The 11,499-nt window shown below is 69.5% G+C and carries 9 protein-coding genes and 1 pseudogene; 8 read left to right on the forward strand and 2 right to left on the reverse strand.

What is annotated here, in order from left to right; genetic code table 11:
* The 8 genes and pseudogenes from IV088_RS19895 to IV088_RS19930 all read left to right on the forward strand — a co-directional run.
* Window positions 1–397 (forward strand): annotated as a pseudogene (locus tag IV088_RS19895) (BMP family ABC transporter substrate-binding protein); the annotation flags it as partial.
* A 13-nt stretch (window positions 398–410) separates the two neighbouring features.
* Window positions 411–1,481 (forward strand): ABC transporter permease, encoded by a 1,071-nt coding sequence (locus IV088_RS19900; protein ID WP_291105622.1) that lies wholly within the window; start codon window positions 411–413, stop codon window positions 1,479–1,481.
* A 61-nt stretch (window positions 1,482–1,542) separates the two neighbouring features.
* A complete protein-coding gene (locus IV088_RS19905; RefSeq protein WP_291105624.1) occupies window positions 1,543–2,463 on the forward strand; it encodes an ABC transporter permease in 921 nt (306 codons plus the stop codon).
* Between the two features lie 10 nt (window positions 2,464–2,473).
* The gene (locus IV088_RS19910) at window positions 2,474–3,517 is read left to right on the forward strand and encodes a formamidase (RefSeq protein WP_291105625.1); all 1,044 of its coding nucleotides are present in this window, start codon (window positions 2,474–2,476) and stop codon (window positions 3,515–3,517) included.
* Window positions 3,518–3,520: 3 nt separating this feature from the next.
* A complete protein-coding gene (locus tag IV088_RS19915; RefSeq protein ID WP_291105626.1) occupies window positions 3,521–4,210 on the forward strand; it encodes an isochorismatase family cysteine hydrolase in 690 nt (229 codons plus the stop codon).
* Window positions 4,207–5,778, forward strand: a complete 1,572-nt coding sequence (locus IV088_RS19920; RefSeq protein ID WP_291105627.1) for an ABC transporter ATP-binding protein — start codon at window positions 4,207–4,209, stop codon at window positions 5,776–5,778. The genes IV088_RS19915 and IV088_RS19920 overlap by 4 nt, the downstream gene beginning before the upstream one ends.
* A gap of 2 nt (window positions 5,779–5,780) precedes the next feature.
* Window positions 5,781–6,449: an isochorismatase family cysteine hydrolase gene (locus IV088_RS19925; RefSeq protein ID WP_291105628.1), complete on the forward strand. Its 669-nt coding sequence runs from the start codon at window positions 5,781–5,783 to the stop codon at window positions 6,447–6,449.
* A gap of 29 nt (window positions 6,450–6,478) precedes the next feature.
* Window positions 6,479–7,195, forward strand: coding sequence for a GntR family transcriptional regulator (locus IV088_RS19930; RefSeq protein WP_291105630.1), 717 nt, complete (start codon window positions 6,479–6,481; stop codon window positions 7,193–7,195).
* Between the two features lie 164 nt (window positions 7,196–7,359).
* On the opposite strand, the gene IV088_RS19935 is transcribed toward IV088_RS19930, so the two are convergent.
* Together IV088_RS19935 and IV088_RS19940 are read right to left on the reverse strand one after the other, a co-directional pair.
* On the reverse strand, window positions 7,360–8,787 hold the full coding sequence (locus IV088_RS19935) for an efflux transporter outer membrane subunit (protein ID WP_291105631.1): 1,428 nt from the start codon (window positions 8,785–8,787) through the stop codon (window positions 7,360–7,362).
* 31 nt (window positions 8,788–8,818) lie between these two features.
* The coding region (locus IV088_RS19940; protein WP_291105633.1) for an efflux RND transporter permease subunit at window positions 8,819–11,499 on the reverse strand (2,681 nt) is incomplete at its 5' end.

An 11,499-nucleotide genomic window follows, 5' to 3' on the forward strand; every position in this document is an offset into this window, starting at 1 on the left:
CAAGCGCGGCAAGATGGTCTGCGGCTACCACGCCAGCCAGGCCAAGCTCGCGCCCCAGGCCTACCTCACCGGCGCCGAGTGGAACTGGCTCACCGCCTACACCGCCTTCATCGAGGCGGCGCGCAGCGGCAAGCCACACCCGAACTTCGTGCGCGGCGGCCTGAAGGACGGCTTCGTGAAGATGTCGGCCTACGGACCTGCGGTCACGGACGCGGCCAAGAAGCAGGCCGACGGCGTGAAGGCGCAGATGATGGCCGGCGGCTTCGACATCTTCAAAGGCCCGCTCAAGGACAACAAGGGCGCCACCATCATTCCCGCCGGCAAAGCGTTCAAGCAGACCGACCTGGAGCTCGAAAAAATGAACTACCTGGTCGAAGGCGTGAACGGCTCCGTCTGACCTCGCCACGGTCATGCGCAACATCCTCCTTCCCGTCGGCGCCATCGCGTTGGCCCTGCTGCTGTTCGGCCTCATCGTCTCGTTCGCGGGGGTGAGCCCGGTCGAGGTCTGGGTGCTGCTGTTCAAGGGCGCCTTCGGCGACTGGTACTCGTGGCAGAACACGCTGCAGCGCGCCGCGCCGCTGATGCTGACCGCGTTGTGCGTCGCGATCCCCGCGCGCGCCGGCCTGGTGGTGATCGGTGGCGAGGGCGCGCTGGTGCTGGGCGGCCTGGCCTGCGCGGCGCTGGCCCAGGCCCTGCCGCTGCCGACGAACCTCGCCGGCACGGTGATGGTGTGTGTGACCGGTGCGCTGGCCGGCGGGCTGTGGGTGGCGCTGGCGGGCTGGCTGCGCCAGTACCGCGGCATCAACGAAACCATCAGCAGCCTGCTGCTGGCCTACGTGGCCATCGGTCTGTTCAAGCACCTGGTGGAAGGGCCGCTGCGCGACCCCGCCAGCCTGAACAAGCCATCCACGCCCGCGCTCGACGAGGGCCTGCTCATCACCACCATTGCCGGCTCCGACGTGCACTGGGGCCTGGTGATCGGCGTCGTGGTGTGCCTGGTCGCGGGCCTGTGGCTGCGCCTCACACCCTCGGGTTTTGCCGTGCGCGTGGTCGGCGGCAACCCGCGTGCGGCCCAGCTGGTGGGCCTGCCCGCCACGCGGCTGGTGGTGCTGGCCTGCGCGCTCGGTGGTGCGGCCGGCGGCCTGGCCGGCGCCATCGAGGTGGCCGCCGTGCACACCAGCGCCAACGCCGCGCTGATCGCGGGCTACGGCTACGCCGGCATCCTGGTCTCGTTCATGGCGCGGCACCACCCAGTGGCGGTGATCCCGGTGGCCATCCTGTTCGGCGGCTTCGGCGCCGCCGGCAGCCTGCTGCAGCGCCGCCTCGGCCTGCCCGACGCCTCGGTGCTGCTGCTGCAAGGCATCGCCTTCGTGCTGATCCTGGCCAGCGAAGCGCTGCGCGACACCGACTGGAAGGCGTGGTTCGCAAGGCTCGCCCGTGTCCCCTCGGATGGGCCGGTGCCCCAGGGAGAGAAAGCATGACCTCAGCGCAGGGCCGCCCCAAGCAAGGTCGCACCGCAGTGCGAAGCACGGAGGATTCCCAATGACCGCAGACCAACTGATCATCTTTCTGTCCGGCATCGTCGGCGGCGCCCTGCGCGTGGGCGTGCCCTTCCTGTTCGTGAGCCTGGGCGAGTGCCTGACCGAAAAGTCAGGCCGCATCAACCTCGGCCTCGAAGGCGTGCTGGTGCTCTCGGCCATGACGGCCTTCGGCGCCTCGTACCTCAGCGGCTCGCCCTGGATCGGTGTGCTGGCCGGCGCGGTCGCTGGCGCGCTGCTGGCCACGCTGCATGGCCTGCTGTGCTCGCTGCCACGCGTCAACGACATCGCCACCGGCATCGCGCTCATGCTGCTCGGCATGGGCCTGGCCTTCTACCTCGGCAAGCCGCTGATCCAGCCGCAGGCGCCGCAGCTGCCGGCCCTGTCGCTGGGTGGCTGGAGCGATTCGCCCGCCGTGCGCTCGGCGCTCGAGGTCAACGCGCTGCTGCCGCTCGGGCTGCTGATGGCCGTGTTGCTGTGGTGGGCCTTCGCCAACACGCGCCTGGGCCTGCTGGTGCGCCTGGCGGGCGACTCGGCCAACGCCACACGGGCACTGGGCTATTCGGTCTCGGGCATCCGCATCGCGGCCACCGCAGCGGGCGGCTTCATCGCCGGGCTGGGCGGCGCCTCGCTCACGCTGTTCTACCCCGGCAGCTGGAACGAGGGCATCTCCAGCGGGCAGGGCCTGATCGCCGTGGCGCTGGTGATCTTCGCGCGCTGGAGCCCGCTGCGCTGTGTCGGCGCCGCGCTGCTGTTCGGCGGCGCCGGCGCCATCGGCCCGGCCCTGCAGTCGGTCGGCATCGGCTGGGGCTACCACCTGTTCAACATCGTGCCCTACGTGCTCACGCTGCTGATCCTGGCGCTCACCTGCCGGCCCGGTGTGGTCGTGCCCGGCAGCCCCGGCGAACTTTCTTCAACCCACTAGGAGAAGACCCATGAGTGGATTGGGCGGACTCAACAAATCGAAGCACGGCGTGGTCGTGGGCCTGGTGCAGCTGCAGCTGCCGGTGGTGGAAACCCGCGCGCAGCTCGCGGCACAGACGCAGCGCATCTGCGACCTGGTGGCCAAGGCGCGGCGCAACCAGGGCACGATGGACCTGGTGGTGTTCCCCGAGTACGCGCTGCATGGCCTCTCGATGAGCACGGCCCCCGAGCTCATGGTCTCGCTGAACGGCCCGGAAGTGGCCGCGTTCAAGCAGGCCTGCACCGATCACAGCATCTGGGGCTGCTTCTCCATCATGGAGGCCAACCCCGGCGGCAACCCTTACAACAGCGGGCTCATCATCGACGACACCGGCGTCATCCGGCTCTATTACCGCAAGCTGCACCCCTGGGTGCCGGTGGAGCCCTGGGAACCCGGCAACCTGGGCGTGCCCGTGTGCGACGGGCCCAACGGCAGCCGGCTCTCGCTCATCATCTGCCACGACGGCATGTTCCCCGAGATGGCGCGCGAGGCGGCCTACAAGGGCGCCGAGATCATCCTGCGCACGGCCGGCTACACGGCGCCGATCCGCCACGCCTGGAAGATCACCAACCAGGCCAACGCCTTCACCAACCTGGCCATCACCGCCAGCGTGTGCCTGTGCGGCAGCGACGGCAGCTTCGACTCCATGGGCGAGGGCATGTTCTGCAGCTTCGACGGCACGGTGATCGCCGAGGGCGGTGGCCGCGTCGACGAGATCATCACCGCCGAGCTGCGGCCCGACCTGGTTCGTGAAGCGCGCCAGGGCTGGGGCGTGGAGAACAACCTCTACCAGCTCTACCACCGCGGCTACGTGGCGGTGAAGGGCGGCGCACAGGACTGCCCCTACACCTACATGCACGACATGGCCACCGGCACCTACCGCCTGCCCTGGCAGGTCGACGTGACCGACGGCACGCCCTGCGGCTTCGACGCGCCCACCCGTTCGTACAAAGGCCCGGAGTCGCACCCCCTGGTGCCGGAGCCGGCGGCGGCCATCCTGAAGAAAGTGGCCTGAGCCATGGAACGCTTCATCGACGCCAACCCTTACGCCTGGCCGTACAACGGCGACCTGCGGCCCGAGAACACCGCGCTGATCGTGATCGACATGCAGACCGACTTCTGCGGCGTCGGCGGCTACGTGGACCAGATGGGCTACGACATCTCGCTCACGCGCGCGCCCATCGCGCCGCTGCAGACGCTGATGGCCGCCATGCGCAGCGCCGGCTACGTGGTCATGCACACCCGCGAAGGCCACCGCCCCGACCTCTCGGACCTGCCGGCCAACAAGCGCTGGCGCTCGCGCCAGATCGGCACCGACGGTGTGGGCATCGGCGACGACGGGCCCTGCGGGCGCATCCTGGTGCGTGGCGAACCGGGCTGGGAGCTGATCCCCGAACTCGCGCCGCTGCCGGGCGAGGTGGTGATCGACAAGCCGGGCAAGGGCTCGTTCTACGCCACCGACCTGGAGCTGCTGCTGCGCACACGCGGCATCAGCAACCTCCTGCTGGCCGGCATCACCACCGACGTCTGCGTGCACACCACCATGCGCGACGCCAACGACCGCGGCTTCGAGTGCCTGCTGCTGTCGGACTGCACCGCCGCCACCGACCGGGGCAACCACGAGGCCGCGCTGAAGATGATCACGATGCAGGGCGGCGTGTTCGGTGCCCACGCCCGCTCGACCGCCGTCCTGGAAGCACTGACATGACCGACCTCGCAGCCATCGGCGGCCTGCCGCCGCCCACCGGCGCGCTGGCGCTGGACACCTACGACATGGGCATGCGCTTCGGCAGCTTCCAGGCGCTGCAGGGCGTGAGCATGAAGGTCGCGCCGGGCACCGTGCACGCCCTGCTGGGCGAAAACGGCGCCGGCAAGAGCACGCTGGTGAAGTGCGTGGCGGGCTTTCAGCGGCCCACCTCGGGCAGCATCCTGATCGACGGCCGCGAACAGGCGATCACCAACCCGGTGGTGGCCCGCGCGCTGGGCATCGGCATGGTCTACCAGCACTTCACGCTGGCGCCGGGCATGACGGTGGCCGAGAACCTGCTGCTGGCGGGGGGCCAGATCCCGAGCGTCATCGACTGGAAACGCCAGCGCGCCGGGCTGGCGCAGTTCCTGAAAACCACACCCTTCCAGCTCGACCTGGACGCCCGCCCGCAGGAGCTGGCCGCCGGCGAGAAGCAGAAGCTCGAACTGCTCAAGCAGCTCTACCTGAAACCGCGCCTGCTGATCCTGGACGAACCCACCTCGGTGCTCACGCCGCAGGAGGCCGACGAGGTGCTGGGCCATGTGCGCGAGTTCGCGCGCAGCGGCCAGTGCACGGTGCTGATCATCACGCACAAGTTCCGCGAGGTGATGGCCTACGCCGACGACGTGACGGTGCTGCGCCGCGGCCAGGCGGTGCACCACTGCGCCGTGGCCGGCACCACGCCGGCCTTGCTGGCGCAGGCCATGGTGGGCGGCGCGGCCGAGGGCACGGAAGCTCCCGTGGGTGCCGCGCCTGCGGACCGGCCCGAGGCCCCGGCCAGCGGCGCGGTGTCGCTCGCGGTCCAGGGCCTGCAGGTGATGGGCGACCGTGGCACGCTCGCCGTGCAGGACCTGAGCCTGGCCGTGGCCAGCGGCGAGATCCTGGGCGTGGCCGGCGTGTCGGGCAACGGCCAGCGCGAGCTGGTGGAGGCGCTGGTGGGCCAGCGTCCCCGCGCGGCCGGCACGGTGACGGTGCAGGGCCAGCCTTACGGCGCGCGGCGCGAGGAGAACCACCGCCTGAAGGTGCGCAGCCTGCCCGAGGAGCCGCTGCGCAACGCCTGCGTGGGCGACCTGTCGGTGGCCGAGAACATGGCGCTGCGCGACTTCGACCGCGCGCCGCTGTGCAGCGGCGGCCGCCTGCGTTTCGGCCAGTGGCGCAGCCGCGCACGCGAATGGATCGCCGGCTACGGCATCAAGACGCAGGGCGAGAACGCCCCCATCCGCAGCCTCTCGGGCGGCAACGTGCAGCGCGCCGTGCTGGCGCGCGAGCTGCACGGCGACATCAACGTGCTGATCGCGGCCAACCCGGTGTTCGGCCTGGATTTCGCGGCCGTGAGGGACATCCACACCCGGCTGCGCGGTGTGCGCGACCAGGGCGGCGCGGTGCTGCTGATCAGCGAAGACCTGGACGAACTGCTGGAGCTGGCCGACCGCATCGTGGTGATGAGCGAGGGCCGCATCGTGTTCGAGACGCCGGCCGCGAGCGCCGAACGCCATGAAATCGGTGCCCACATGGGCGGAGGACATTGACCATGCAGACAGCCGCACAACCTTTTCCCTACGAATGTGACCTGGCGCACAGCGCGCTGGTGATCATCGACATGCAGCGCGACTTCATCGAACCCGGTGGCTTCGGGGAGAGCCTGGGCAACAACGTGGCGCTGCTGGAAGCCATCGTGCCCGCCTGTCAGGCCGTGCTGCACGCCTGGCGCACGGCGGGCGGGCTGGTGGTGCACACGCGCGAGGCGCACGCGGCCGATCTGTCGGACTGCCCGCCGGCCAAGCGCTTGCGCGGCAACCCGACATGGCGGATCGGGGATGTGGGACCCATGGGGCGCATCCTCGTGGCCGGTGAACCGGGCAACCAGATCATCCCGGCCCTGGCGCCGATCGAGGGTGAGATCGTGATCGACAAACCGGGCAAGGGCGCCTTCTACGCCACCGGTCTGCACGAAACCCTGCAGCAGGCCGGCATCACCCACCTGGTGTTCATGGGCGTGACCACCGAGGTGTGCGTGCAGACCAGCATGCGCGAGGCCAACGACCGTGGCTACGACTGCCTGTTGCTGGAGGACTGCACCGAGAGCTACTTTCCGCACTTCAAGGCCGCCACCGTGGAGATGCTGCACGCCCAGGGTGGCATCATCGGCTGGACCGCCACCAGCGGGTCCTTGCTGGCCGCGCTGGCCCCGACCCGGTGATGAGCCCTTCAGGCAGCCAGAGTTTTCCCGTGCACACCTTCCAACGATCCACCACCAAGACGGCCACCACGCCCCCCTCCCGCGCCGACGAGGCGTACGAGCAGCTCAAACGGGACATCGCCGACTTCCGGCTGGTGCCGGGCGACCGCTTCAGCGAACACGAAATCTGCAACCGCCTGGCGGTGTCGCGCACGCCGGTGCGCCAGGCGCTGTACCGGTTGCAGCAGGAAGGGCTGGTGGAGGTCATGTTCCGCAGCGGCTGGCGCGTGCTGCCGTTTGATTTCGACAAGTTCGATCAGCTCTACGACCTGCGCATGGTGCTGGAGACCACCGCCGTGCAGCGCCTGTGCCAGCAGGACGTGGCCACCGCGTCAACGCTGTTGCAGGCGCTCAAGGAGCGCTGGCTGGTGTCGGTGAACGAACGCAGCGACGACGCGACGACGGTGGCGGCCTGGGACGAGGCCTTCCACGAAACCCTGGTGCAGGCCGCGGGCAACCCCGAAATGGCCCGCGTGCACCACGAGGTGACCGAGCGCATCCGCATCATCCGGCGGCTCGATTTTCTCAAGCAGGTGCGCATCGACGCCACCTACGACGAACACGCCAAGATCCTGCGCGCTATCATCGCCCGCAAGGCCGACCGCGCCGACCTGCTGCTGCGCTCGCACATCCAGGCCAGCCAGGTCGAGGTGCGCAAGATCACCCTGCACCAGGTTTTTCTTGCCCGTCAAACGGTGGCTGGATAACCAGAAAGGGGGTTCAGTGGGCCTGTGGTTTCAAACGCCGCACCCGCACCTGGCCTTGAACTGCTTCTGGAAGCTGCCGTCCCTTGCGCACTTCGCGCATTCGACGTTCGCTGCAGGCTGTGTGCCGCCGATGAGCCAACGCCTGCCGTCGATGCGCGCCATGCTCACCCCGGCGCCGCTGCGGCACCGGCGGTTCCCCACCCGCCGCCGATGGCGCGAACCAGCCGCACCGTGGCTTGCTGCTGCGCCGCTTCCACGCGTTGCGCCTGGCGGCGGTTGAACAGCTCGTTGCGGCGCGCGTCCAGCAGCTCCAGCTGGCTCACCAGGCCGTTGCGGTAACGCGTCTCCGAGATCGCACTGGCGCGCTGCGCGGCACTCATCGCGCGGCCCTGGGCCAAGGACTGGTCTTGCAGCAGGCGCAGCGCGGACAACTGGTCTTCCACTTCGCGCAAAGCGTTCAAGACCTGACCCCGGTAGCTCGCGGCGGCGGCGTCCAGCTGCGCCTGTGCGCCCTGCACACCGGCTTCGCGCCGTCCGCCGTCGAACAGCGGCACGGACATCAGCGCGCCGATGCCCCAGGCGCGGGCCGACCACTTGAAGAGGTCGCCGATATCGGGCGAGGCATATCCCGCGGCCCCCGTGAGCGACACGCTGGGAAACCACGCCGCCTGGGCCACGCCCACGCGCGCCTGCGCGGCCAGCAGCGAGGCCTGCGCCGCGGCCACGTCGGGCCGGCGCGCCAGCACGGTGGCGGGCACGCCGGCCGGAATCACGGGCAGCGTGCGCGCCGTCGTGTCGGGCGTCAGCGCGAAGCCCGACGCCGGTTCACCCAGGAGCACCGCCAGCGCGTGTTCAAGTTCGGCGCGCGCGCGGTCCAGCGCGATCACCTCGGCCTCGGTGGCGGCGTGTTCGGTCTCGATGCGGATCACGTCCAGCTCGGCCACATCGCCGGCCTCAAAGCGGCGTTGCGTGAGGCGCAGGGTGTCGGCGTAGGCCGTGGCGGTGTCCCGGATCAGCGCACGTTCGGTGTCGGTGGCGCGCAGGGCCAGGTAGGTCTGTGCCACCTCGGCCTGCACCAGCAGGCGTGTGCTTTGCAGCAACGCCTCGCGCGCTTGCGTGTCGAGCGCGGCAGCGTCCTGGGCGCGCGACAAGCGCCCGAACAGGTCGGGCTCGTACGAGAGGTTCAATCCGGTCTGCAACAGCGTGGCCGGGGTCGATCCGCTCGCGGTGTTGGCACCGGCTGCGCGGTTGGCGGCAGCGCCCACACCGATCTGCGGCGCGCGGTCGGCCTGGGCGCCACGCACCAGCGAGCGTGCCTGGGCCAGGCGGGCCGCGGCTTCCTGGATGCTGGTGTTGTTCGCGCCGGCGCGCTCGGCCAGGTCGTCGAGCACCGGGTCGTTGAACGCCCTCCACCAGGTGCCGCGGCTCTGGGCCTCGGCGGGCTGGGCGATGGTCCAGTTCTCGTTCTGGCGCTGCTGCTCCTTGAACTGCGGTGGCGTCGGGACCGACGACGGCAGTGGCGGCAGCGCGGTGGCGCAGCCGGCCAGGAAGAGGGCGGCGGCCAGCGGCAACAGGTGATGGAGCTTTTTCATGGTGTGCACCTTCTGTGTCTTCATCAATGGGTCAATGCGTCAATGGGCCGAGGGGGGCGGCGGGCACGGCTTGCACGCTGCCGCCACCGCCGGAGGCAAAGCCCTCGAAGTGGGGGATCTCGCCGTGCTGGCGCAGCGCGCGGTTGCCCGCCAGGCGGCGCAGCAGCACGTAGAACACGGGGGTGAGGAACAGGCCGAAGGCGGTCACGCCGATCATTCCGGCGAACACGGCCACGCCCATGGCCGAGCGCATCTCGGCGCCCGCGCCGGTGGCCAGCACCAGCGGCAGCACACCCATCACGAAAGCCAGCGAGGTCATGAGGATGGGGCGCAGCCGCAGGCGGCTGGCTTCAATGGCGGCTTGCACCGGCGTGCGCCCGGCAAACTCCAGCTCGCGCGCGAACTCCACGATCAGGATCGCGTTCTTCGCTGATAGCCCCACCAGCACGATCAGCCCGATCTGCGTGAACACGTTGTTGTCACCTCCATCCAGCCACACGCCGGTCATGGCCGCGAGCAGGCCCATGGGCACGATCAGGATGATGGACAGCGGCAGCGTCAGGCTTTCGTACTGCGCGGCCAGCACCAGGAACACCAGCAGGATGGCGAGCGGGAACACCCACAGCGCGGAGTTGCCGGCCAGGATTTCCTGGTAGGTGAGCTCGGTCCATTCGAAGCCGATGCCTTGCGGCAGCGTCTCGGCGGCGATGCGCTCGATCGCGTCCTGCGCCTGGCCCGACGAGAAGCCGGGCGCGGGGCCGCCGTTGATGTCGGCCGAGAGGTAGCCGTTGTAGCGCATGGCGCGCTCGGGACCGAAGCTGGAGTTCACCTTCATCAGCGCCGACAGCGGCACCATCTCGCCCGTGTTCGAGCGCACCTTGAGCAGGCCCACGTCTTCGGCGCGCGCGCGGTAGGGCGCATCGGCCTGGGCGCGCACGCTGTAGGTGCGGCCGAACTGGTTGAAGTCGTTCACGTACAGGCTGCCGAGGTAGATCTGCATGGTGTCGAAGATGTCCGTCACCGGCACGCCGAGCTGGCGCGCCTTGGTGCGGTCGATGTCGGCGTAGAGCTGCGGCACGTTGACCTGCCAGCTCGTGAACATGCCGGCCAGCTCGGGCGTCTGGTAGGCCTTGGCCATGAAGGCTTTCACGGCCGCGTCCATCGCTTCGTAACCCAGCGAGGCCTTGTCTTCCAGCTGCAGCTTGAAGCCGCCCGTGGTGCCCAGGCCCGCCACCGGGGGCGGCGGGAACATCACGATGAAGGCGTCCTGGATGCTGCCGAAGGCCTGGTTCAGCTGGCCCGCCACGGCGCCACCGCTCTGGTCGGCGCGCTGGCGCTCGGCAAAGGGCTTGAGCGAGACGAACACGATGCCGGAGTTCGAGCTGTTGGTGAAGCCGTTGATCGACAGGCCTGGGAAGGCGATCGCGTCTTCCACGTTCGGGTTCTGTTTGGTGATCTCACCCATGCGCTGGATCACGTCTTCGGTGCGGTCCAGCGTGGCGCCGTCGGGCAGTTGCGCGAAACCGATCAGGTACTGCTTGTCCTGCGCGGGCACGAAGCCGCTGGGCACCGCCTTGAACAGGCCGAAGGTCACGCCCACCAGCGCGAGGTAGATCACCATCATCAGCGCCTTGCGCGAGATGACGCGCCGCACACCACCGCTGTAGGCCTCGGCGCCGCGGTTGAAGAAGCGGTTGAAGCCGCGGAACAGCGGGCCGAAGACGCGGTCCATGCCGCGCGTGAGCGCGTCCTTCGGAGCGTCGTGGCCGCGCAGCAGCAGGGCGGCGAGCGCGGGCGAGAGCGTGAGCGAGTTGATCGCCGAGATCACGGTGGAGATCGCGATGGTCACCGCGAACTGCTTGTAGAACTGGCCGGTGAGGCCGCTGATGAAGGCCAGCGGCACGAACACGGCAACCAGCACCAGCGCGATCGCGATGATGGGCCCGGACACTTCCTTCATCGCGCGGTAGGTCGCATCGCGCGGCGACAGGCCGGCCTCGATGTTGCGTTCCACGTTCTCCACCACCACGATGGCGTCGTCCACCACGATGCCGATCGCCAGCACGAGGCCGAACAGCGACAGCGCGTTGATGGAAAAGCCCAGCAGGTGCAGCACGGCGAAGGTGCCCACCACCGACACCGGCACCGCCAGCAGCGGAATGATGGAGGCGCGCCAGGTCTGCAGGAACACGATCACCACCAGCACCACGAGAGCGATGGCTTCGAGCAGGGTGGTGATCACCGACTTGATGGAAGCGCGCACGAACTGCGTGGGGTCGTAGGCGATGCGGAATTCCACGCCCTCGGGCATGTTCTGCTGCAGCTCGGCCATGGTGGCGCGCACCTGGGCCGAGATCTCCAGCGCGTTGGAGCCCGGCGCCTGGAACACCCCCATGCCGACGGCGGGCTTGTTGTTGAGCAGCGAGCGCAGCGAATAGTCGGCCGCGCCCATCTCCAGCCGCGCGATGTCGCGCAACCGGGTCACGGCGCCGTCGGCACCGGTCTTCACGATGATGTCGCCGAACTCTTCTTCGGTCTGCAGGCGGCCCTGGGCGTTGATGGACAACTGCAGGTCCACGCCCGGCAGGCCCGGCGAGGCGCCGACCACGCCGGCCGCGGCCTGCACGTTCTGGCCGCGGATGGCGCCGATCACGTCACTGGCCGAGAGGCCGCGCTGCGCGACCTTCTGCGGGTCGAGCCAGACGCGCATGG

It is taken from the genome of Hydrogenophaga sp. (assembly GCF_018780075.1).
Lineage (GTDB): Bacteria > Pseudomonadota > Gammaproteobacteria > Burkholderiales > Burkholderiaceae_C > Hydrogenophaga.